20 protein-coding genes and 2 tRNA genes are annotated in these 23,565 nt (G+C 57.7%); 6 read left to right on the forward strand and 16 right to left on the reverse strand.

Going from position 1 to position 23,565, the window contains the following annotated elements; translation table 11 throughout:
- Positions 1-129 precede the first annotated feature (129 nt).
- Positions 130-1,353 carry a hypothetical protein gene (locus tag ACMZ6R_RS00630; protein WP_416108721.1) on the reverse strand — a complete coding sequence of 408 codons (1,224 nt, stop codon included), beginning with the start codon at positions 1,351-1,353 and terminating at the stop codon, positions 130-132.
- Positions 1,354-1,491: 138 nt separating this feature from the next.
- Between ACMZ6R_RS00630 and panC the strand changes: the two genes are divergently transcribed.
- From panC to ACMZ6R_RS00660, 6 genes are all read left to right on the forward strand, one after another.
- Entirely contained in the window at positions 1,492-2,358 is an 867-nt protein-coding gene (gene panC / locus ACMZ6R_RS00635) for a pantoate--beta-alanine ligase (RefSeq protein WP_416108722.1), read from the forward strand.
- Between the two features lie 207 nt (positions 2,359-2,565).
- Positions 2,566-3,735 (forward strand): methionine adenosyltransferase, encoded by a 1,170-nt coding sequence (metK, locus tag ACMZ6R_RS00640; protein ID WP_416108724.1) that lies wholly within the window; start codon positions 2,566-2,568, stop codon positions 3,733-3,735.
- Between the two features lie 52 nt (positions 3,736-3,787).
- Complete coding sequence (locus tag ACMZ6R_RS00645; RefSeq protein WP_416108725.1) at positions 3,788-4,291, forward strand: DUF721 domain-containing protein; 504 nt, start codon at positions 3,788-3,790, stop codon at positions 4,289-4,291.
- A 33-nt stretch (positions 4,292-4,324) separates the two neighbouring features.
- Positions 4,325-4,672, forward strand: a complete 348-nt coding sequence (locus tag ACMZ6R_RS00650; RefSeq protein ID WP_416108726.1) for a hypothetical protein — start codon at positions 4,325-4,327, stop codon at positions 4,670-4,672.
- A gap of 69 nt (positions 4,673-4,741) precedes the next feature.
- Positions 4,742-4,815: transfer RNA gene (locus ACMZ6R_RS00655), tRNA-Gln, on the forward strand.
- 14 nt (positions 4,816-4,829) lie between these two features.
- Positions 4,830-4,907, forward strand: a tRNA-Glu gene (locus ACMZ6R_RS00660).
- Positions 4,908-5,064: 157 nt separating this feature from the next.
- Here the strand turns inward: ACMZ6R_RS00660 and ACMZ6R_RS00665 are convergent.
- The 15 genes from ACMZ6R_RS00665 to ACMZ6R_RS00735 form a co-directional block, all read right to left on the reverse strand.
- Positions 5,065-5,271 carry a hypothetical protein gene (locus ACMZ6R_RS00665; protein WP_416108727.1) on the reverse strand — a complete coding sequence of 69 codons (207 nt, stop codon included), beginning with the start codon at positions 5,269-5,271 and terminating at the stop codon, positions 5,065-5,067.
- 41 nt (positions 5,272-5,312) lie between these two features.
- Positions 5,313-6,422, reverse strand: coding sequence for a tyrosine-type recombinase/integrase (locus ACMZ6R_RS00670; protein WP_416108729.1), 1,110 nt, complete (start codon positions 6,420-6,422; stop codon positions 5,313-5,315).
- Positions 6,423-6,804: 382 nt separating this feature from the next.
- Complete coding sequence (locus ACMZ6R_RS00675) at positions 6,805-7,362, reverse strand: tyrosine-type recombinase/integrase (protein WP_416108730.1); 558 nt, start codon at positions 7,360-7,362, stop codon at positions 6,805-6,807.
- A gap of 266 nt (positions 7,363-7,628) precedes the next feature.
- On the reverse strand, positions 7,629-7,988 hold the full coding sequence (locus tag ACMZ6R_RS00680) for a hypothetical protein (protein ID WP_416108732.1): 360 nt from the start codon (positions 7,986-7,988) through the stop codon (positions 7,629-7,631).
- A gap of 384 nt (positions 7,989-8,372) precedes the next feature.
- On the reverse strand, positions 8,373-8,750 hold the full coding sequence (locus tag ACMZ6R_RS00685) for a DUF6573 family protein (RefSeq protein ID WP_416108734.1): 378 nt from the start codon (positions 8,748-8,750) through the stop codon (positions 8,373-8,375).
- Between the two features lie 1,382 nt (positions 8,751-10,132).
- The gene (locus ACMZ6R_RS00690) at positions 10,133-12,664 is read right to left on the reverse strand and encodes a DNA primase family protein (protein WP_416108736.1); all 2,532 of its coding nucleotides are present in this window, start codon (positions 12,662-12,664) and stop codon (positions 10,133-10,135) included.
- A gap of 579 nt (positions 12,665-13,243) precedes the next feature.
- The gene (locus tag ACMZ6R_RS00695; RefSeq protein ID WP_416108737.1) at positions 13,244-13,426 is read right to left on the reverse strand and encodes a hypothetical protein; all 183 of its coding nucleotides are present in this window, start codon (positions 13,424-13,426) and stop codon (positions 13,244-13,246) included.
- Between the two features lie 90 nt (positions 13,427-13,516).
- Entirely contained in the window at positions 13,517-13,735 is a 219-nt protein-coding gene (locus tag ACMZ6R_RS00700; protein WP_416108738.1) for a hypothetical protein, read from the reverse strand.
- Between the two features lie 68 nt (positions 13,736-13,803).
- Positions 13,804-14,043 (reverse strand): hypothetical protein, encoded by a 240-nt coding sequence (locus ACMZ6R_RS00705; protein WP_416108739.1) that lies wholly within the window; start codon positions 14,041-14,043, stop codon positions 13,804-13,806.
- Between the two features lie 482 nt (positions 14,044-14,525).
- Positions 14,526-14,747: a hypothetical protein gene (locus ACMZ6R_RS00710; protein WP_416108741.1), complete on the reverse strand. Its 222-nt coding sequence runs from the start codon at positions 14,745-14,747 to the stop codon at positions 14,526-14,528.
- A 212-nt stretch (positions 14,748-14,959) separates the two neighbouring features.
- Complete coding sequence (locus ACMZ6R_RS00715; RefSeq protein ID WP_416108742.1) at positions 14,960-18,100, reverse strand: type I restriction endonuclease subunit R; 3,141 nt, start codon at positions 18,098-18,100, stop codon at positions 14,960-14,962.
- The gene (locus tag ACMZ6R_RS00720) at positions 18,100-18,840 is read right to left on the reverse strand and encodes an abortive infection family protein (RefSeq protein WP_416108744.1); all 741 of its coding nucleotides are present in this window, start codon (positions 18,838-18,840) and stop codon (positions 18,100-18,102) included. Before ACMZ6R_RS00720 ends, ACMZ6R_RS00715 begins: the two co-directional genes overlap by 1 nt.
- Positions 18,837-20,045, reverse strand: coding sequence for a restriction endonuclease subunit S (locus ACMZ6R_RS00725; protein WP_416108745.1), 1,209 nt, complete (start codon positions 20,043-20,045; stop codon positions 18,837-18,839). Before ACMZ6R_RS00725 ends, ACMZ6R_RS00720 begins: the two co-directional genes overlap by 4 nt.
- Entirely contained in the window at positions 20,038-21,888 is a 1,851-nt protein-coding gene (locus tag ACMZ6R_RS00730; protein WP_416108746.1) for a type I restriction-modification system subunit M, read from the reverse strand. The genes ACMZ6R_RS00725 and ACMZ6R_RS00730 overlap by 8 nt, the downstream gene beginning before the upstream one ends.
- 433 nt (positions 21,889-22,321) lie before the next feature.
- The gene (locus ACMZ6R_RS00735; RefSeq protein ID WP_416108747.1) at positions 22,322-23,503 is read right to left on the reverse strand and encodes a tyrosine-type recombinase/integrase; all 1,182 of its coding nucleotides are present in this window, start codon (positions 23,501-23,503) and stop codon (positions 22,322-22,324) included.
- Positions 23,504-23,565: the final 62 nt, after the last annotated feature.

The raw sequence follows: 23,565 nt of genomic DNA on the forward strand, positions 1-23,565 counted from the left end.
CCCCTCTCGCGCTCTCCCCTCCCAAAAACTTTTAACGGTGACGGGCTGTTATCGGGAAGAGTCTTTGGAAAGGGGGTCCGGGGGGAGAACCTTTCTGCAAGAAAGGTTTCCCCCCGGCTTCTTTCCTGCCTAACGCAAGCCCGCGCGCAACTGGTCGACGCTCCAGCCGGCAGCCTTGAGGTCCTGCGCGGCCAGGGGGCTGACCTCGCCGGTGATGATGAATTTCCGGCTTTTCACCTTGAGGGCGGCGGCCGTATCCCCGAACGCCCGGGATATGCCGGCGACGCTGGGGGCCCAGGCCAGATAGTCCAGGGGATAGGCCACCAGCAGGCCGCCGTTTTTGGTGACGGCGGCGAGAAACTTGCCGGCCCTGACGAAATGGTCGAGCTTGTCGGCCGTGGCGTTGATGTTGGCGTACAGCTCGGCCATGCGGGTGCGAAACCAGGCCAGATCGTCGCTGTCGGTCAGGATGCACTGGTTGATGAACAGATTGCGGTCGCCGACGCCGGTCATCTTGTCCAGGGCCAGCACCAGCCGCGTCTGCTCGATGGGCGTGAAGTGGGGATTTTCCACGAACAGGTTGGCCGTGTCGCTGGTCGCGCCCATGGCCTTGAGCCGTTCCCGGTTGGCGGTAAAAAGGTCCTGGGGCGGAACGCTCACGTCCACCGCGCTTTGGGGCGCGCCGGTATTGCCCAGCATGATCAGGGCCGCGCCGCCGGGGATGGCGGCCGAACCCGTAAACGACCCGAAGAACTGCGCCCCGGCCAAGCGCTTGAGGCTTTCGTGCAAAATGGGGTTGCGGGAATAGGGATCGACGCCGTACGCCTTGGAGCAGTCGCGCATGGCCTTGTTGTAGCCGAGCAGTTCGCCCACGGTGCCCTTGTCGTCGGTGGGCCGCTTCTCCTTGCTGGAAGCCTCCGCCCGCGTGAAGTTTTTGCCCACGCCGGAAAGCGTTTCGCCGGGTTTGGTGATCAGGTTGAAGACGCCCTTGACCGCGTTGACGCCGGACATGCCGAGGGACTTGCCGATTGCCGCACCTTTGTTGACGTCGTCCATGGCCGCCGCGGCCTGCAATTCGTGCAACCGGGTATAGAGCAACGATGTGGATTCCACCCGCAGATCGCCCTTTTTCGTATGCACGGTATAGACGTTCATGTAGCCGTCGTTTTTCACCTTGTCGTCGATGGTGTAATTGGGGCCGGAAAGAATCTTCGACGGCAACAGCTTCTTGGCGGAAAGCGTCGGGGGCGTTTCCGTCCGCGCATCGGCGGAGGTTCGGGCGGCGCAAACGGGCCCTGCCATCAGGCAGAACACCGCCGCCGCCGCAACATACAGGGCGCGACGACCGGTCATGGTTCTCTCCTTGAGATGAAATGGGGCGCGTGCCCCTCACTACGGTCCCCTACCCTCAAGCGGGACGAATGTCATGGCCGGCTTTACATGCCCCCGACCTTGGATTAGAGCCCGCACAACCGTATAGGGAGGTGTGCCTTGGATATCGTCTCCGATCCGGAAATCCTGCGCGCGCGCTGCCGGGACTGGCTGCGCCGGGACGTGGCCACGGGGCTCGTGCCCACCATGGGCTATCTGCACGCCGGCCATGAAAGCCTCATCCGGCTGGCCAGGGAAAAAGCCGACAAGGTCGTGGTCAGCGTCTTCGTCAATCCGACCCAGTTCGGCCCCGGCGAGGACTTGCAAGCCTACCCCCGGGACCTGGAACACGACGCGGCCGTGGCCGAGGCGGCCGGCGCGGATGTGCTCTTTACGCCCAGGCCCGAGGCCATGTACGCCCCCGGGGCGGCCACCTGGGTGGAGGTGCCGGAACTGGCCCGCCATCTGTGCGGGGCCTCGCGGCCGATCCACTTCCGGGGCGTGTGCACCGTGGTCTCCAAGCTGTTCCTGCTCGCCTTCCCGACCTTCGCCTTCTTCGGCCAGAAGGACTGGCAGCAGTTGGCCATCATCCGGCGCATGACGGCGGACCTGGGCTTTCCCGTCACCATCGTCGGCGCGCCCATCGTGCGCGAAGCCGACGGTCTGGCGCTCTCCTCGCGCAACGTCTACCTGACCCCGGCCGAACGCGCCGAGGCCCCATACATCCATAAAGGCCTCGCCCTGGCCGCGGACCTGGTCGCCGCCGGCGAACGTGACACGGCGGCCATCACTGGCAAGGTCCTGGAATATTGGGCTTCCCATATGCCTTCGGGAACGGTGGAATACCTGGAGTGCGTGCACCCCGACCGGGTGACGCCGCTTGCGCGCCTGGACGGCCCCGGACTGATCGCCACGGCGGTGCGCTTTTCCCGGGCCCGGCTGATCGACAACCGGCTGCTCGATGCCGCCGTGGCCCCACGGTCCTGAATATCCAGGCTTTGCGCACGGTTCTTCCTTCATGCCGGGTGGTTCCGTCCAGCGAATGCCGCGCCAGCGTCACGGCAATGTCGTGGCAATGCCGCTTGCACTTTTTTTTCAGCCAAGCTATATAGTTATATTTCAATTACACTTTATGCATTTTGACACTACGCCCGCCAGCCATAACGCGCGGCAGGCACAGGGAGGACACCGCATATGATCAACGCCAAGGGCCGGTATCTTTTCAGTTCCGAATCCGTGACCGAAGGGCACCCGGACAAAGTCGCGGACCAGATTTCCGACAGCATCCTGGATGCCATCCTGGCCCAGGACCCGAATGCGCACGTGGCCTGCGAAACGCTGGTCACCACCGGCCTGGCTTTCATTGCCGGGGAAATCACCACCAAGGCCTATGCCGACTTCCCCGCCATCGTGCGCGAGACGGTCAAGGAGATCGGCTACAACAGCTCGACCATGGGCTTTGACTGGGAAACCTGCGCCGTGGTCTCCTCCGTGGACAAGCAGTCGGCGGACATCGCCCAGGGCGTGTCCCGGGAAAAGCCCGAGGAGCAAGGCGCCGGCGACCAGGGCATGATGTTCGGATTTGCCTGCACCGAGACCGAAACCCTCATGCCCGCCCCCATCTACTGGGCCCACAAGCTTTCGCGCCGCCTCACCTACGTGCGCAAGAACAAGATCCTCGACTTCCTGCGTCCCGACGGCAAGACCCAGGTGGCTGTGGAGTACATCGACGAAAAGCCCGCGCGCATCGATAACGTGGTTGTGGCCTGCCAGCACGACGAGAACATCTCGTACCAGGATCTGGCCGACGCCGTGCGCCAGGAAGTCATCTTCCACACCCTGCCCGAGCAGATGGTGGACAAAAACACCAAGATCTACATCAACACCACCGGCCGGTTCGTCATCGGCGGCCCCATGGGCGACTGCGGCCTGACCGGGCGCAAGATCATCCAGGACACCTACGGCGGCATGGGCAACCACGGCGGCGGCGCCTTCTCGGGCAAGGACCCGTCCAAGGTGGACCGCTCCGGCGCCTACATGGCCCGGTACGTGGCCAAAAACGTGGTGGCCAGCGGCGCGGCCGAACGCTGCGAAGTCCAGATCGCCTACTGCATCGGCGTGGCCGAGCCGTTGTCGGTGCTCGTGACCTCGCTTGGCACCAGCGAGATTCCCGACGAGGAGCTCACCCGGGCCGTGCGCGAGGTCTTTGACCTGCGCCCCTACTTCATCTCCAAGCGCCTGGACCTCAAGCGGCCCATCTACAAGCCGACCTCCTGCTATGGCCATTTCGGCCGGGAGCGGCCCGAGTTCACCTGGGAACGCACCGACGCCGCGGCCGACATCAAGACGGCCCTAAAGCTGTAACAGTCACCAATCGGGGCGGTGCCACCGCGCCGCCCCGATCGATCCGTACACCATGCTGCACCGCCTGTCCGAAGCCATCGATCGGTTCGTGGCCGACAAGGAAGCGGCGCATCGGCGCGCGTTCGTGGAAACGTGCCGCCGCTGGGAGCGGATCGTCGGCCCGGAAACGGCGGAGCTGGTGCGCCCGCTGGGCCATCGCCGCCGGGAACTCCGGCTCGGTGCGACCGATCCGGTGGCCATGCAGGAAATGGTGTTCGCGGCCCCGGAAATTTTATCCCTGGTCAATGCCGCCTTGGGGCACGAAGCCTTTGACAAGGTGCGGTTCGACCTGCTAGGTAGCCAAATTTCCTTGGATGCGTTACGGGGAGTCCCCCCGCGTTTCTCCACGCCCCTGCCGACACGGCCGGAAGGCCTGGGCAGACTTTTGGGGACTTTTGATCCGGAAAGCCCCGTTGGGCGATGTTATGCCAAGTATGTTGCGTATTTCGAGGCCGGGCCGAAGCCGTCCGGCAAGACCCGTCATGGTGGCCGTACCAAGGCTGGCGGGACGGCATAAGACGGCGCGATACACTTTTTGTGGAGGCGAATGATGAGCGAAGGATTGCAGCTTGATCTGAAGAAGCCGCTGGACAAGATGACCGCCAAGGAACTGCGCGAGCTGGTCGTGAAGCAGATTCCTCAGATTACGGGTGCTTCCGGCCTTGGCAAGGAAGAGCTCCTGGTCCAGATCAAGGAAGTACTGGGTATTGGCGGCGAGGAAGGGGAAAAGGCTTCTCCGTACAAGACGAAGATTTTGTCCATGAAGGCCAAAATGCGGGAGCTGCGGAGCAAGCGGGCCGAGGTTTCCGGCGATGACTCGCGTCGTCAGAAGGAAATTCTGCGCCGCCAGGTCAACAAGCTGAAAAAGCGGACCCGTCGTCTGGCCAAGGCTTCTTAATCGGCGCACCCCAAAAAATGCTTGACGGGCGCACTGCGTTGCAGTAGATAGGTTCGCTCTTGAGCTTGCTGGGGGATCGTCTAGCGGCAGGACTATGGACTCTGACTCCATCAACCTAGGTTCGAATCCTAGTCCCCCAGCCAAAAACCATAATTGTGTCCCCATCGTCTAGCCTGGTCCAGGACATCGGCCTTTCACGCCGGTAACAGGGGTTCAAATCCCCTTGGGGACGCCAAGCATTTCAGCGGTTTACGTAATCCACGTAAGCCGCTTTTTCTTTGGTCCACATCTAGTCCACATCCCACCCTTTGTTGCTGCGTCAAATCGGCCGACGTCTTGTGATGCAAAGGGGGGCGTAAAGCCCCCCTTTGCTCGTCAGCGTAAGCCGCTGTCTATTCAATGTCATCTGCCTCCGGCTTGTTTTCTCCGTTGTCCAGCCAGGTGTGATTGGCCTTGTTGCGATTTGCGTTGACGCCGTATCCGAACAGGAGAACGCCGTCGTTCTTGGTGTAGGCGAAGTTGTCGCTACCATTTGACGCTTCTTCAAGCACGGACTTGAAAGATTCGATTTTGCATTTGTCGTTCAAGGACATGGACATGATGGACCTCCACGGTTATGGGTTCAAGAAAAGGATCGTCCTTAGGCTTCGGCGGCCTGCTTGATTGGTGTGACCTTGCCGGGGCCACGGTTGCCCATGACCGCCTCCATGGCCTCCTGGGTCTGCTTGAGGCCGAGGCTCTGGAGATAGCGCGTCGTGGTCTGGGGCGATTTGTGCCGCAGCACCGACTGGATGACAGAAACCGGCTGACCCTCGCGGTACATGATGCTGGCGGTCAGGTGGCGGATCGCGTGGAAGCCAAACTCACGGACGCCGGCCTTCTTGCACAGCCGCTCCATAAGGTGCTGTCGGTTGGTGAAGGGAAGTCCCAGGTACTGCTTGCAAAACGGCGTCTCGTCGAGGTTGACGAAGACGTACTCGGACTTGATCGGGCGGTGTTCCCACCACGCCAGCAAGATCTGCTTGAGCCGGCCAACCATGGGGACAGGATCGGCCTCCAGGTCGCCTCCGGCACGCTTTCTCGTCCAGAGGACCACGGTGTTTCCGGTGAAATCGATGTCCGTCCATTTGAGCCGGAAGATTTCACCCCGCCGGGCGGCCAGGAAAAGGAAAGTCAGGAGCATGACACGGTCCTGGCCCTCAGTGACACCGTAGACCGCCCAAAAGTCATCTTCCGGCGGCACATACCGAGGCTGGCGCTGCTCCGGGAACCGATCCACGACCTGGAAAGGGCATGGGCCGTCCGGGAAGCCGGGCATGTACTTCTTGCCCCAGCCCCAGGCCGTGACCAAGACCTTGCGTTCCTTGTTGGCGGCGTAGCCGGAGCGATTCCGGTTTTGATCGCTCAGAAACTTCAGGGCGTCGGCCACCTGGATGTCCGCGACTTCGGTGTCTCGACCAAACCGTTTGATGGTCCGTGTCATCACGGCCAACTTCTCGACGTACGTCTGGCGGCTCTGGCGTTCCTTGACGAAGTCCAGGAATGAGTTTGATAAGTTAAGCAATGTCGGCGAGTCCGTGACGATCGTCTCCGGCGTCTTGAGCTTCTTCCGCATGGCCTCTTCCCAACGCTCGGCGGCGCGGCGGCTCTTTTCGCTGCCGTCCGGGAGCTGCTTCTCCTTGTGCTTCCCGTTGACGGTCACGGCTGCTCGCCACCGGGGCGGGTTGAACTTCTTGATCAGTGCGGGCATGGAGAGCCTCCTTCACGCGGTTTTCAAAAAACCGGATTTTTCCCGGGGCGATCTGGACACCACCCCAGCGAGTGTAGTATTTGCGGACGGTATTAGTGCATACGCCAAGGATGCGGGCGAGCTCCTGTGGCGTGAGCGGGTTTCCAAGATTTTCAGCGAGTAGCATAGCGAGCCTCCGGGGAATTGTATCGACCTTGTCCCGCTTTTGGTTTGCCACACCCGAGAAAAATAGCAATTGTACATTGAAATATTTTTCTTTGTCGTATTTTTACTACGCTTATTTGCCTCGTTTCTTGCTCGATCATCCTCCTTCGTTTTTTTTGAGTGTAGAGTTACTGAATCAACGATGGTGACGGAAAAAGGGGGCGGAGCCCCCCTTGGCTTACAAGGTATTCATGAGCACCTGTTCCACCTCCTCGTCCTGGATGCCGAGATATCGGCGGGTGACGGATGGGCTGGAATGGTTCAGCCGCTTGGCCAGAACCTCCCAGGAGACGCCGAATTCACGACGCTGGTGGTAGGTCCAAGTCTTGCGCAGGGTATGCGCGCCAAAGTTGCCTTTGAGGTTGATGGTGGCGGCCCAGGCCTTCACCTTCTTGGTGACGGACAGGGTTGTCAGGGGCGAGTTCGAAGTCTTGCGGCTTTTAAACAGGAAGTGCCTGTCCTCGGGCTGGGCGATGGCGAGGTACTCCTCCAGGGCCGCCAGAATCTCCTTGTTTGCGATGAGCACGTTTGGCTTGCCGGTCTTCTTCTCCTGGATGGAGATGCGGTCACCGAGCTTCAGTCCGCGCATTTCAGAGACATGGAGAGCCAGCAGGTCCTGGACCCGCAAGCCGGAGTTGACGCCCATGACAAACAGGAGCTTGTCCCTCGGGCTGTCGACCAGAAGTCTCTTGATGCTTCGCACATGGCGCAAGTCGGTAATGGGCTGCACCTTCATGGATCAACCTCCTGGAAAGCATGATTTTCTTGGGGGAAGGATCAAACCGATCTTTGAAAATGGCACGGGGGCTCAGGCCGGTGGCTCAACCCCATGTATCTCCTTGAAGCTAAAAGCTTTTTGGGGAAATCCTGGGCCAATGCCGCTTCTTGGGGAGAAAGCGGCTTTGGGAATCCGCATCATTTGCACCGGGCTAGCCGGCAGCGGGTCTAGGTCACCAAAGAGATAAGGGGCCAAGCCTTGCGGCTGGACCCCTCGGTTGTGGGTTATCCTCGGGTGAGGACAATGCGGTCTTCCTCGATCTGGATTTGAAAGAGGTCGCCTTCGCGTACCTCCTGGCCAGCGATAATGATACCGCGCAGGTTCAACGTCAGCCTCCCCTTGGGATTGATCTTGGGGAGATTACTGCCACGCAGGAAGAGGCCTTCAATGTCGTAGAAGGTCTTGTCCTCGGCCATGAGTCGAAGCAAGTGCTTGCGCAAGGTCTGCTTGTGCAGGATGCCCAGCCGCTCCATCATGGAGTCTGCCGAGAGGTTTTCGGAGATGCATTGACGCAGCAGGCCGGGTTGATACCGAGATTCGATTCTTGTGGATTCAGTCTCGGTAGTTTCGGGCTTCTTTGCCATGGTGAACTCCTTTTGTGGTTGTTTTGCATTAAATATCTGTAATTATAGCGTAATTATGTCAAAATGCGCATTGATTGAGCGTTTTTCATGCAAAATCAGCAGGTTGGACCATGTGTCAGCGAACTTGTTCTCCCAGAAAAAGCGGCTTTGGGCCGAGGATGCGATTTCCGGGGCTTTTGGGTCTGGGGGACAGAAAACCCCGGGGAAGCCCCCAAAACCCCAGGAATGGGAAAGTATAGGGGGCTCCGGGGGCTTGGGAGTGGCGTCCCCAAATGGGATCAGGGAAGAGGGCACCCCCAAAGGGAGCCTGGCCCTCGCTATCATTTTGGAAATGGTGACCGCTGCCCTGTACAGGAGAAGACCCCCCCCATAGGACCAGTCGAATTAATCGTCGCCCGGCAGCATGATGGTCATGACCGGTTCGCCGTGATCACCAGGACCGACGACGGCGATGATCCGAACACCCTCGTGGCGACCGGGTGCCATCAGGAAAAGAACGTCAAGTTCGAGGTAATCCGTAGCGGATTTGCCGAGGATGGCCGTTCGCAGGACCATGAAGAGATCGTGGAGCCGCCCGGAACTGCTTTGCCCCTCGCCTTCCAGGCCAGCCGGCGGTTGGATGTAAGAATGGAAAAGGTTGTCGGTAACGACGGTGTGGAATTTGAATCCGGCTTCCTTCGCCTGGGTGGTCACGTCGATTAAAACGCCGTCTTCAATGGCCTGGGCACGGCTGTAGGAATAGATCAGATTGAATTCGTCCATGTTGGCATCCTCCAGTATTTAAAGGGTAAATACGGGGAGAATACCCTGGCTTGGCCGAAGTGGTCACGGTCCCTGACGCCGGCGTGCTACGAAAAAAGAAAAAGGGATTGCTCCAGCCGAAGCCGGAGAATCCCTGTGGAAACAGTCCCAGCCACATTGCCGAGGCCCCAGTAGGAGCGACGGCTATGAGGCCTTCCGATAGGCCAGGACTGTTGCCAGTTCCGACCCCCGTTTGCCACTGGACAGGCGGTTTTCCCGCATCCAGCGACGCCGGAGTGACGCATTTGAGGTGTACTTTTCCGTTGAAAGCACTAAAGATGATATATTGTCCGCGATTGCGGAGGTTTTTGAACTATTTTTTGACTATATAATTTGGTCAACAAGTTCGTAATTTGTTTTTGTTTGCAAGCTTTTAGCACTTCGAAGCGTCACTCCGGTGTATCCCTTACGGATACGCAGCCATCTCGATGTCTCAGGCCCTCACGCCTTTGCTTCCTCTTATTGGAGCAGGACAAAGAGACTTCCCTTGGTTATATCGACAGTCACGTCAGCGCCGTCCCGCACCTAATCGCCGCATACGTCAGAGGCGCGCACGATCCCCTTTCGGTGGCGTCCCTTGAGGCTTGTGAGCCACGGACTTCAAACGGCCGGGTTCTCGTCCGACGTATGGGCCAGCGGTCTAATCCGGTGGAAAACGGGCCAGTGCTTCGGCATCAGCAACTCCCCCGCCCGGATCGCTCCGTGACGAGTACGCACTTCTCCGGCATCCGCGTTCGATGAGGACGACGCAGTGTGATATTCACGGAGAAGGTGAGGTTTTTTTAGCCTTGGTTTTGCTTGGGTAGCAAATCCATCCGAACAATATCGGAACTGGACTGTCGAGACTTCAAGGCACACACGACCAACTTATGGACTGGTATTGCCAATGTTACAAAATAACTTGTCACGAATTTGTTGAAAATATAGCAAAATATTGTCGTTCATAAATATCTATCGGAAAGTTTGAATATGCATAGCATCGAATAGGTCGTTTTTCGACTGTCATGTAAGTAGAGATATGGTTTGAATAATGTTTGTGCATCGAAAGTTGCCCCGAACCTGCGGCGTGCTGAACCTACACTCCCGGGGGCCAGGATGCGATCGGCCCTGGGAGGGGTGGAAAAACGGAAAAACGGAAAAAGTTTGAGGAGCAAATTTTTGGACGGTGTCCTTCCCATGATACTCTTCCTCGGCCTGCCCCTGTGTCATCAATGACGATCAAGGAGCCGTCAACCTGGGACATCATCGTGTGGGGCGGCCTCCCCAAAAATCACCTCTGAAAATTCTTTCCGATTTTCCGTTTTTCCGGGGCCACCACGGCGGCGACCCCGGAGGCGCGACAATTAGTGTAAAGAATTCCATCCACCAGCAGGTCCAAACGGGGGTGAAGCCGGCGCGGCGGACTGCTTCAGACCGAGGCCAGACCAGATAATGTCGCCGATCTTGGCCTTGCGGAAACCGCGCTGAAGGAGCAGGTCGGCGAAGCGTTTTTTGCCCAAGACGAGCTCCCCTTCAGCCTCGCAGAAGTCACGGTAGGCCTTATAGAGGTCCTTGGCCTTGACCTTCTCGCCCAGGCCGAGGACGCACTTCTCGTCGAGGAATTCGGCGAGCATGTCCATTTCGCCCCGGTACTCGGACACGGCCGCCATGACCTCGGCCGGCGGATTAAGTCCTTGGCGCTGCCACTCGCGGCTGCCCTCCAACATCCAGTTTAAGATGCCGGGCGCTTCAGCCTTGAGCTTGCTGGGCAGGTCAGAGTCCTGCTGCTCGGGAGGGATCGTCACTGCGAAAGGTACGAGCTTGATGCGACGCCAGATGCCGTGGTCACCACCCTTGATGATCGGCTTGTGGTTGGAGGCCAGCCAGAGCGTGAACTGCGGGTAGAACTGGAAAAACTCCTTAAAGAGGAACCGGGCCACAATCGGCTCGCCGCCCGTCACCTGCTTGATGACCGCTTCGGCCAAGGGCTGACCGTACTCGGACTCCACGGCCGTCACGAAACGAGCGCCGACCAGCCGGGCAATATCGTTGCGGACGTTTTGCCCCTTGGTTGCCGTGAAGGTGGTGAAGTCCGCCTGCATGGCATATTCCCCAAGCACAAAGCGCAAAATCTCGAGGAAGACGCTTTTCCCGTTCGCCCCTGTTCCATAAAGCAGAATCAGACTTTGCTCGCTGACTTCACCGACCAGCGTATACCCGGCGAAGCGCTGGAGGAAGCCGATCAAGGCCTGATTCCCTGCCATGATCGTGACGAGAAATGCCAGCCACAGAGGGCAGGTCGCCGTCGGATCGTACGCGACACCGGCCACCTTGGTCAGCATGTCTTCCCGGGCATGCGAACGAAATGTCTGCTGCTTCAGGTCCATGGTCCCATTCGGCAAATTCAGTAGCCAGGGGTCGGCATCGAACATCTCCGGCACGGCAGCCAACGCGGGATGGGATTTGGCCAGAGCCAACATGTTTCCAAGGCTCGCACGGGATTCGCTGCTCAGAGTATGTTCGATGATGTAACCAGCTGTCTTGGGTGGCAGGAGCTGCTTGGCCTGATCGGCTAAATCCCGCAGGGTGGCAATCGCTTTCTGGTAGATGCTGCCCACCTTGTCTTCCTGCCAGCGCACGTCGTCAAAAAGAAACCAGAGCTGCCAGACCCAGACATACCGGGTATCAGCAGCGTTTGCTTTCGCGAAGACATCCATGTTGCCGGCGTCAGTCATGTTGAAGCCGGCTCCCTGCGCGATATTAGTCTTGATGAAGCCCAAGGTGATGGGGCTCGATCCATTCTGGAGGTGGGAACAGTTGGCGCAGTAGGCCGCAGCATTCAGGCTTCCGTGGATATTGGCACATGTCCGAGGGCCGCCAGCCTGTGCATGACGGATTTTTCCGTCAGTTTCAATGGCCGAGTAGCCAGGGTAGGACGAACTCAAGGCGTGGGCCTGCTGTTCCCCGTTGACGCAGCGTACAACAATGGAAAGTGCGGCGAACCACTCCGGCTCCGGCAGGGTCGCGGCATCGTCACGGCAATGACGAAGCCAAGGGCACCCGTCGATGATGGGCTGGAGCTCAACCGGTGGATACTGGACAAGTTCCTGGCAGCCAGAAGGCCCCGCAGCCGGAGTTGGGGGCATCGGCAGAACCGAAGTCGGGATTGGTGGTGTGGCAGGTGGGCAGCATGTGTCGAGATAGTCGAAGCTGTACCGCAAGCTGGCGTCATAGTGCACGACCGTCACCATGACAGGCTGACCGGACTTATGGTTAAAGGTGTGGGGCGGACGCAGGACGCGGGCAAGGTCCGAGGTGGTGTCGACCTTAAAGCCCTGCTGATGGAAAACGTGGGCTACGGCCTGCTGGAAGCGCCGGACCAAATCTTGTCCATGCTGTCGTTCGTCGTCCGTGGTGAAAACCAGGGGTGCGTCGAGCCACCAATGCGCATGGTAGCCGCCGCCGCTGTCCATGATAACCGTGGGAATGACGGGAAGCCCTTTCAGGATGCCGAGAGCCTGTTCCTTCGTAGGAAGATTCTCGGCCTTCTCCTTGTGGACGCCTTCCTGGCAGTCAATTTCGATCCAGACCCCGCAAATGGCCGCCGTGTTCGCCCCGGTGCCGCGCTTTCCAGGTTCGGGTTTCGTCTTCTGGAGAGCCATGCCCACGTAGACGTCGGTCTGCTGCTGCAACTCGCCAATCTTATGGGCCATGCCGGTGATGTCCGTGGCATGGAACGGGAAAATGCCTTGTGCCTTGGTCCAGAGGACGAACCAGCCATCCGGCGGATGGTCACCAATTTGAAGCGAGTAGTACCCGTAAACGGCCTCGTTGCGAGGCACTGCCTGACCGTTCATAAAAACTCCCGTGGCTCGCGGCGTGCGCGAACCTTCCATGTCTGCGGCTCCGGGATGCGCGTTAAGGGCGCAAGCGGAGACCAAATCCTGCGTGAAAAAGCCCTAGCCGACCGGGATGGCCTGCTTTTTGGGACTACTATGGAGGGTCAGGAACTGAGACAGATGGGAGTGGTGAAGATCAATGCAGGGTCAGTTACGGTGACAGTCTTCGTCCGGTTTTTAGCTTGGCCTACCTCCTTGGAAGTAATTTCATTTGAAACTAACTCACCCCCAACTGGAAGGCAAGGTCCTTGGGGCGGATTTTTTCGCTAGCCTGGTTTGCGGGCCGTCTCCTGCCGGTGGCTGTGAGCGGTCGGGAAAGCAGCCTGGTGTGGCGAAAAGGGCGGCGTCAGTCTTCACCCTGGCCATCGTGGCCGCGATTGTCGCCCCCGGCTCGACGTTGAGGGCGGTGCCCTTTTTCGATGTTCGTGACGGCATGGGGGCTAGGCTCGCTCATTCGCTCTGCTAGTGCCTGACTCGCCATCCCCTCTGCCGCGCCATGCGCGCGTCCAAAGCAGGGCCGCCGGATAAAAAAGGGCACCCTCCCGCAGTGGGAAAGTGCCCTTGGTTTGCCGCATCTTACGCGGAGGTTTCGGACGAGCAAGCCTCATAGAGGCGCATCAGGCGTTCAAGTTCAGTTTCAAGGTCCCAGCAACGGCGGCAGCCGTCATGGCCCTGCGGGGAGCAGCGAGGTTCACAGTCAGCTTTTATTTCATCAAGCGCCGCCTGCGTTTCGGCGGCCAGTTCGAGGAGCGTTTTCATTTTTTCTACCTAAGGTCTTATTGAGTCTCTGGGAGCCGGTTTGGTAAGCGTCGCTGGCGAGACCCCGCTCCCCACGTTTCGGCCTTTGGGCTATAACGTCACGTTGATGTTCAGCGCTTCATAGAGGTCGTAGAAGGACTCGACGTTGTGAAGGCAATGATGCCCTTCGCCGATCTTGGTCTCCATGCTGAGCGTAATCACCGAACCAGCCGGCATCATGCTAGCTGCAATGAAGCTGTGCAATGCCTCAGCCATGGCGTGCTTAAGCGCCGGTGCAAAAACAAGGTTACCGGTTTTCTTTGTGTTCATACCAACCTCCTGGTTGGGGTTAATAAATTGAGGTTTTCCCCGGTTACGATGGCGGGATGACTGATCCATCACATCTGCAGGTTGATATCCATCTCGGAGTGGAGTTCACTGAAGGCCTCATCGTTGTCTACGTCGTAATGGCCCTCATAGATCGGTGCCTCCATGCGGATGGTGAGAACTGAATTGACCGGGAGCTTCTTCTCGGCGATGTACAGATGCACGACTTCTGCCAAGGCAAATCCAAGGCCGAGGTCGAAGTCGAGTTCCAACACGTTTCCACGGTTTCCAATGTTGTTCGCAGTGTCCATAGTCAACCTCCCCTGTTAGGGTGTTAGAGTTTTTATACCGTTGCCTCTGCCAGTCGCGGGCTGGAGCGGCCGTCTCCGTCTCGCGAATACGTTCTAGCGATTGCTTTCGAGCCTGGCAACAACAAAGCAGTGTCATAACGGCATGTTAGGCTGTGTACTGTTGCTTGTTACATGTCTCGATCAAGCTATGCTTCACTGATACAGTCATCATACTTTTAGGGCTGCTGACAGTGCCGCGCCTAACATTACAAGCTTGTAATGTTCTCGGGACCCGTCGAAAATGTGGACGAAGTAGTTGTCGCGGTCAGGGCTATCAGGGAGAGGCAAGAAGGAACCCCGGGACAACGTCAGTCGTGGTAGGGTGGTTCAGATTGCCACGCACGCATTTCAGCGTTATTTAGTATGAAATCAGTGCGTTACAGTCGAAGCCGGCGATCGGCGAAGGTGACAAAATAAGTATGCCGGGGCGATCTCGAGCAACGTCAGGACTGGCGTGTCTCGGCCGTCAATTTTTCCAAAGCGGCATCGAGCTTGGTGCGAAAGCTCCGGGCCAGTTCTTGCCCGATTTCCGAGCAGAGCCGAGCCATCTCACCTCCCTCGTCCACGGAGGCACTGCCCATGACCGTGAACAAGTTCTCTATGGGGCGGAAGGCGTTCACAATCGCATCCTTCAACTCGAGTAACTGGTCATCTCTGAGGCTCATTGGGGCGACCCCCTGGTGGCATTGAGGAATTTGCCAGAAGGTTACCCTGGGCCAAGGGGTTGGTCACGGGGGTAAAAAGCGGTTTTTGGACCGGGAATGAAGAAGCTCCGCCCTTAGGATGGTGGAAGAAGGCTGGTTGAAGGCCCTACCGCGCAAATTTTGGCGGGGTGTCTTGAGGCCCTTTGTGTTCGGATTATGGTTGTAACCGGCGGCTACGTGGCCCACTGCGCCGACAACACCTCGGCCTGCTGAAGGACCGTCTGGATAGCAGCGTCCTGGAGGTCTGGCGGATAACCATACTTTCGAAGAATCCGCTTCACCAGCACGCGCATTCGGGCTCGGGCGCTCTCCCTATGTGCCCAATCAACGGTGATGCTCCCTTTCAGGCTGGCCAAGAGCTCGTGCGCGATTACGCGCAAGGAGGCGTCCCCCATGACCTCAACGGCGCTTTGGTTCTCGGCCAGAGCATCATAGAAGGCAATCTCGTCCTCGGATAGCCCGTTTTCTTCCCCCCGTCGCCGTGCCTCACGGATATCCTTGGCGAGGTTGATCAATTCCTGGATGACCTCGATGGTGCTGACGGCGTTAGTGTGATAGCGGGCAATGGCCTGTTCGAGGCGTTCCGAGAACTTCTTAATCTCCACTACGTTTGTTCGGGTGCGGGACCGGATTTCATCGTTAAGGAGCTTTTTGAGCGCTTCTAAGGCAAGATTTTTCTTTTCCATCTGTCGCACTTCGGCCAGGAACTCGTCTGACAGGATGGATATGTCCGGGGTCTCCAAGCCGGCTGCGGCGAGGATGTCCACGATCTCGGTGGAAGCCACGGCTCGGTCAATGAGTTGTTGCACGGCGAACTCACGTTCAGCCGAGTTTTTTCCTCTTCCGGTGCCGGTTTTAGTCAACACCGCACGGATGGTCTGGAAAAATGCCACTTCGTCCCGGATGGACCGCGCGTCATCACTGGCTGCCGCCAGGGCAAACGCTTTGGAGAGGGCCAGCACCGCATCCTGGAAGCGCCTGTGAGCCTGTTTCTTGGCCTCAATTGAGGCCTCCTTCGCGGCGGCCTTGTGCTGCTGCTCTAAAATCCAATCAAGAACTTCGGCCATAACCCGGAGGCGTTCATGGGCGGTACCGATGAGGCCCTGGCGGTAGTCGAAACCGTGGAACATCGATGTCACAATTTCAAATTTTTCCATCATGATGGCGACGGCTTCTGCCTCGTCAATGCCTGCCTGCCTCCTGTCAGAATCGGAATATTGCCCCAGGGCGTTTTTCAGGTTCTGGCCGATGCCGATGTAGTCGACAATGAGCCCAGCCGGCTTGTCCCGGAAGACCCGGTTGACGCGGGCGATGGCTTGCATGAGGCCATGGCCCCTCATGGGCTTGTCGACATACATGGTGTGCATGGACGGAGCGTCGAAGCCGGTCAACCACATGTCGCGCACGAGCACCAGCTTCAGTGGGTCATTCGGGTCTTTGGTTCGCTTGGCCAGCAGTTCTCGTCGGGCCTTGTTGCCGATATGCGGCTGCCATGGGACCGGATCGGAGGCGGAACCGGTCATGACCACCTTGATCACGCCGACCATGTCATCGTCGTTATGCCAAGACGGCCGCAGGTCCACGATTTCTTTATAGAGGGCAACACAGATGCGGCGGCTCATGCAGACCACCATGGCCTTGCCATCCATGGCCGCCACCCGGTCCTCGAAATGCCGGACAAGGTCCTGGGCAACTAGTTTGAGGCGATTTTCAGACCCCACTAGGGCTTCGACCGTGGACCATTTCCGTTTCAAGGCCTCTTGTTCCGTAGCGGCATCATCTTCGGTGAGGTCTTCGATTTCGGCGTCGATCCTGGGTTTTTCTTCCGGGGGGAGCTCGATGCGGGCCAGACGGCTCTCATAGTAGAGCGGCACTGTGGCCCCGTCCTCGACGGCACGGCTGATATCGTAGATGTCGATGTAATGGCCGAAGACCGCCGGGGTGTTCACGTCGTCCTGTTCAATTGGCGTCCCGGTGAAGCCGATGAAGGAGGCGTTGGGCAGGGCGTCCCGGAGGTATTTGGCGAAGCCATAAGCGATCTCGCCCGTCTTCTGGGTGATATGGGCCTTGAACCCGTATTGGCTGCGGTGGGCTTCGTCTGCGATGACCACCACGTTATGCCGGTTTGTGAGCAAGGGATATTCGGACTCGCCTTTCTCCGGCGAAAATTTCTGGATGGTCGTGAAGATTACGCCGCCAGCTGCCCGGTTAAGCGTCCTCTGTAAGTCCTCCCTACTAGTGGCCTGGATTGGCGTTTGCCTGATGAGGTCCCGGCACTGGGAGAAGGTGTTGAAAAGCTGGTCGTCCAGGTCATTGCGGTCGGTGATGACGACGATGGTGGGGTTTTCGAGTTCGGGGTGGCGCACGAGTTGCCCGGCATAGAAGGCCATAAGCAGGCTTTTCCCCGATCCCTGGGTGTGCCAGATGACACCGACTTTGTGATCCCCTTCAGGGGCGGCGGCCTCGACGGTTTTGGTCACGGCGTGGCGTACGGCATGGTACTGGTGGTAGCCGGCGATGATCTTGGCAATGCCTGATCCAGTGTCTCCGAAGACCGTGAAATCGCGGAGCAGGTCCAAGAACCGGCCTTTTTCGAAAACCCCCTCGATTAGGACGCTGAGTTCTGGCAAGCCCTTCTGTGCGACATCCTGGCCATCCGTGGTGCGCCAGGGCATGAACCGTTCCTGATTGGCCGTGAGCGACCCGATGCGGGCTTCGAGGCCATCGGAAGTGACGAGGACGCTGTTGGCGCGGAAAAGGGATGGGAGTTGGCTCTTGTAGGTCTGGAGTTGGTTAAATGCGCTTTCCAGGGTGGCGTCTTCAGTGCCGGGATTCTTGAGTTCGATGACACCGAGGGGGAGCCCATTCACAAAAACCACCATGTCTGGGCGGCGGTTGACCTTTCTTTCAATCACCGTGAATTGATTGACAGCCAGCCAGTCGTTGTTGTCAGGGTTGTCAAAGTCGATCAACCGGACCTTGTCGCCACGAATCGTACCGTCCTCGGCATAGAATTCAACATCCACACCTTCGACAAGCATTCGGTGGAGACGACGGTTTTCCTCCACAAGGGAGGGGAATTCCGTGGAGAGCAGCGCCCTAATAGCGTCGTGGCGCGCTTCTGCTGGAATGTTCGGATTAAGCTTGCCGACAGTCCGCGCCAGCCGCTTCATGAGCACGACATCGGAATAAGCTTCCCGTTCTGGTGATGAGCTGTCAGGGCTGATCTTATTGTCGGAGGTTATTGTGTAGCCGAGATTTCCAAACAATGCGAGCAACGCCTCTTCAACCATTGCTTCAGAAATAAAGACCATCAGGTTTCCTCCTCGTCTTTCATATCGGCGAGGGTCACATTGCGGCAGGCTTTCAAGGCCTCTTTGTATGCCTGGCGGTCTATACCGAAAAGCAGTTGGGAGGGTGGAATTTTCAAGGGTATCTCATCACCTCCTGGCAACAAAACGGTAACACTAAGCCAACTTTCATCGTCGACCTCGGCCCTGTCTAGTCCAGTAAGGCTGTCAATGAGATCGTTGGAGGCTACGAAACGTTCATATGGCTCCAGGGTCTGGGCTGGGTCTGGCTCACGTTCCAGGTAGGCTTCATGCAGGAAGGTGACGATCGCATCTGCAGCAAGCATGGCTGAACGGCGGTGGTGCATCGATAATCTGTGGATGAAGCCGTTTTTGCCGTGGCTGACTGTTCCGGCGGCATCTCGTAAGGTCCCAAGTGCTGTGGTTAGCTTATGATGCTGGGAAATGAGTTTTTTAAAACCTTCGTCACGTACCTCGCTTAGTCCAAGTACGCGAACAGCTGCGCTAACCCAGGAACCAAACGAGGGATGCTCATCTTTAGGTTTGAGGGGGTGACGTGGATCATCAAGATTGTTGATGATGACTTGGCAGGCGCATTCCACGATACCTTTGGCGGCATCTATGCAAGCATCGTTGTTGTCGGCGAACTCTCGCTCCAGAGTCTCAAACGTTTGCTGGAGTGTAGACGCATGGGACCAATGTGCGCAAAAATCTCGTATGCCTGGACACCAATCTGGAGTCATGAAGCCTCTCCAACGATTTTCTCGACGTCCTTTACTCGGATTTCGCCGGACATGAGTTTGGGGAGGAGGAAGTCGCGGGTCTGGGTAAGTGTCTCATTCTCTGCTTTGTTGGACTCGACCCTCATGAGCAGGGGGTCAACCAATCTTGAAAATTCTAAAAAAATCTGTGATGTCGACAGGATGAGTCCGGTTGATGCAACGATCTCCGGTCGAACCGCCGGATATGCCCCCCCGTCGGCCAAAAGCGTTAGTCTTTGAATGTTATCCGGTGATGTCACCGCACAGTATACGATGGACTTTTGCTGTTGGTTGTCCGGTCTGAGGACAGCAAATCCCGTACTGCCGGTAAGATCCGATCCGTTGATAAAGGAGTATGAGCCATTCCCCGGACGAACAGTGCCGACAATAGTGTCTCCTGGGCGAAGGATTCTTCGAGCACGACTTGGCGCATCGCACCATTCATACATGACTATATTTTCTATTGTGCCCCATTTTGTATTTGCCAAGTCAACGTAATTAATACGATCAGGGGCATTGCGTTCTGACCATGATTCTGGGTTGAGTGTTGAGATGTCGGCGAGAGTCCCCTTTCTCCACCCCGTCGGTTTCCCTTCGTCATCCAGTAGCGCCGGGAACAAATCCCAAATATCCTGAGCGAAGTAAGGGGCGCGACCTTCGATCTTGGCCTGCGTCGGGCCGAAATCCACAAACCAGTCTTTGAAGATCACCCGGGCTATGGCTTCAAGGGTTTCGTTCATGCGGCGGTTGAGGTCGATTTTGTCGTCAAGTGCGCCGAGGATGGAGGCTATGGCTCGTTGCTCCGCTAATGGCGGAATGTTGAGTTCCCGCACATAAACCGCTGACCTTGTGGTCGAGGGGATCGGTGATCCGTCATCAATTTTGCCAAGTTGGTAATAAATGATAGCGTAATATGCCCAGCGCATATCGAGTTCGCCCTTGAGCAGGATGTAATAAGCTGTATCAATTACAGAAAATGGGGCTTTTGAAAAGTTAACTCCTCGATAAGCACCTTTCCTGCCAAGTATAATTCCTGGGCCCGGTGCTAATGGCGTTGTCGTCCAGCCAACAGGGCCGTTTGCTCCATAGACTCTGACAGACCCCTCGGAGCTGGAGTATCCACGAAGGCCTTTGCCGTACTCCAGCGAGATTTCCTTCCCCCAGGTGCTCCTACGCCAATCACCCATTGACGCCGACCTCCGCCAGCTTCTCCAGGATCGTAGCAGTCAACAAATCCGATTCTGCGAACTGCTTCTGCAGTTTTTCTCTCAAGGCAGCAAGCCGTTCCTCGAATGGCGCATCATCGTCCTCCGTCGCCTCAGCACCGACGTAGCGGCTCGGAGTCAGAATATAGCCGTGCCCCCTGATCTCTTCCAAGGAAGCTGCCTTGCAAAAGCCAGGGACATCCCCGTATTCCCCTGCCTCCTTCTCCCCGCGCCATGCATGGTAGGTGCCGGCGATCTTCCCAATGTCATCATCCGAGAACTCTCGCCGGGTCCGGTCCACCATATAACCGAGCTTGCGGGTGTCGATGAAGAGCACCTCCCTCCGGCGATCACGTAACTTCGCATTCTTTGTAAAGCCATTTGACTTATCCCGCGCAAGAAACCACAGGCAGGCCGGAATTTGTGTCGAGTAGAAAAGCTGCCCTGGTAGGGCTATCATGCAGTCCACCACATCGGCTTCGAGCATGGCCTTACGGATGTCGCCCTCGCCGGACTGGTTCGAGGACATGGACCCGTTGGCCAGCACAACTCCGGCTGTTCCATGGGGGGCGAGGTGATGGATGATATGTTGCAACCAAGCAAAGTTGGCGTTGCTGGTAGGAGGGATGCCAAACTTCCAACGTGCATCCTCTCGTAACCGCTCACCGCCCCAGTCGGAAATGTTGAAGGGCGGATTGGCCAGGATGAAGTCGGCCCGGAGGTCCTTGAGCTCATCCTTGTGGAAGCTACCCTCGCTGTTCCAGCGGATATCAGCATCGATGCAGCGGACAGCTAGGTTCATCTTGCACAGCCGCCAAGTAGTGTAGTTCGACTCCTGACCATAGATTGCGATATCGCCGAATCGGCCTCCGTGCTCGGCCACGAACTTTTCGGACTGGACGAACATACCGCCAGAACCACAGCAGGGATCATAAACGCGTCCCTTGTAAGGCTCCAGCATCTCGACAAGCACCCGCACCACGGAACGGGGCGTGTAGAACTCCCCGCCGCGCTTGCCTTCCGATCCGGCGAACTGGCTGAGAAAATATTCATAGACCCGGCCCAGGACGTCCGCCGCCTGCCCGTCCTTGGTCCCCAGACCTATGCCTGAGATAAGGTCAATCAACTCTCCGAGCATGACCTTGTTGAGGGCGGGACGGGCATAATCCTTCGGTAGCACGCCTTTTAGACTTTCGTTTTTTGTCTCGATAGCCATCATGGCGTCGTCTACATCCTTGCCTATAGTGGGCTGCTTGGCGTTGGCCCTGAGATGCGACCAGCGGGCTTCCTTGGGCACCCAGAAGATGTTTTCGGCCAGGTATTCGTCCGGGTCTTCGGCGCAGACCGGATCATCAGCCATCAGGGCCGCGTGCTTGGCCTCGAAGCTATCCGAGATGTGCTTGAGAAAGATAAGCCCGAGAGCAACGTGTTTGTAGTCGGAGGGCTCCATGTTGCCGCGAAGTTTGTCGGCGGCCTTGAAAAGTTCGGCCTCAAGCCCAACGTTTGCCCCGTTCCCTTTACCATTGCCGTTGGCCGAAGCAACGGTCTTTCTGCTCCGCTCCTTGGACTTGGCCGTCTCACGTGGGGGGGTGTCCACCAATCTGGTTTGTGCCGCATCGGTTTTCAGCGCCCCATTTGCTAGGGAGACAGAACCTCCCCGGCCACGACCTTTGGTGATGTGGCCAGATGCTAGGAGTTCGTCGCGAACTTTCTCATAGGTCCTCTCGGACCAGCGGAGCTCCTCACGAAGTCGTATATTGCCGGCTCTCCCGCCAAGGGCGGTAAGCACTCGGGTAAATTTGTCATGCTGTTCTTGCGAGGCCATGTTCCTTGCCTTTATTATTGCGTCAGATGAGATGCGGCATCCATGCCCGTGGCGGAAACCGCCGCATGCACAGCCCCGCGGGCGGAGGATGTTTTCCGGGAAACGTGCCGGGACGGTACTGGCCGATCGTCGCGTTCGTCAATCGTAATGGCAGGCCGTGCAGGCTGGTAGCATCGGAGGGCGGGGTGTCGTTTCGCCGGTCAAAAGCTGGTCCACACGCTTGTCCACATCACGCCATGAAAGTGGTGAGTTTCTTGAGCGTCCTGAACGAAAAAAATCGAAGAATATGAAGATGTTTGAAAAAGTGTTTGAGTCTGCTCTGCCACTTTCACGCCGGTAACAGGGGTTCAAATCCCCTTGGGGACGCCAAACGATTCTAAGAGGTTAGGTTAAGACTGACCTGCTCCATACCCGCCGGGGTCAAGCGGCGGGGTCAAAATGCCTCTGAAGTGCCAGCTTCGGGGGCATTTTTCTTTGGGTCATGGGTCGGTTTGAACTCGATGACCTTGCCCGCTCCCTTTCGGGAGAAGACGTCCTCAACAGCGTCACGTAGCTTGCCCGGGTCGAGCCCCAGGCACTTGAGGTAGATTTCCGTGGTGCCCGCGTTCTCGTGACGAAGCATGGCCTGGATCGTCGCCACGGAGTAGCCGGCATGGTAAAGCATGATGGCGGCCAAATGGCGAATGGCATGGAAACCAAACGGCTCGACTTTGGCCTTATCGCATAACTTCCCAAGCCAGTGTTGCCGGCTCTTGAACGGTTTTCCGACATGCTGGTTCTCGAAGCCATGACCGAGATGTTCCCCCTCTACGAGGAAGACATGCCCCCCGGGCTCTTTCCTGTCTTGCCAGCGACTCCGCAGGGCCTCGCGTAACTCCATGGTCATCGGAAGCCAATCATCACGCCAGGAACCTGTGCGGGTCTTTCTGGTCCGCAGCCGAACGCGGTTTCCGGTGAAGTCTACGTCTGTCCACCGCAGCCGGAAGAGTTCGCCTCGCCTGGCCGCCAGATGCAGGGCCGCCAAAAGCAATGCCCTGTCTTGCCCATCTACAAGCGCCAGTACCTTGTCAAAGTCCTCTTCGGCCGGGACATAGCGCGGTTGGCGATTTTCCGGGTAGGGGTCCACCATCCGAAACGGATTGTCACCTTGGGGAAAACCTTGTTTGCGAAACCTTTTCTTGGCCCAATCCCAGGCCCACGACAGGTTCTTCCTGTCTTTATTGGCCGCGTTCCCGCTCCTCTCCTCTGCCTGAGTGTCGAGGTATGTTTCCGCGAAATCCACATCCACGGACTCAAGTAAGACATCCGGTCCAGCGGCTTTTACAAAACGCTTGAAGACGCTTTTTTTCTCGTCATGCGTCTTTTCAGAATCACGCGTTTTCGAGCACATAAGAGCCTCTGTCGAGAACCTAAGTGTCGTCCAGGAGTCCAAACGGATCATCTGCTCGGCGGCCTTGGCTGCTTCCGCTTGTTCCTTCTCCAACTGTTCCTTTGTTTCCATTTCCCAGGCTGCCGCCGCCCGTTCGCTCGCTTTCGAGTCGTCCTCGAACCACTTTTTTCGGGAGACGCCGGCTACCATTACGGCCCCACGCCAACGACGCTTGCCGTTTTTCATGCTGCAACTCGGCATGAATCCTCTCCTTTATGCACTTTTCAAAGAACCGCAGACGTCCGGGT

Source organism: Solidesulfovibrio sp. C21 (assembly GCF_047785625.1).
Taxonomy (GTDB): Bacteria; Desulfobacterota; Desulfovibrionia; order Desulfovibrionales; family Desulfovibrionaceae; genus Solidesulfovibrio.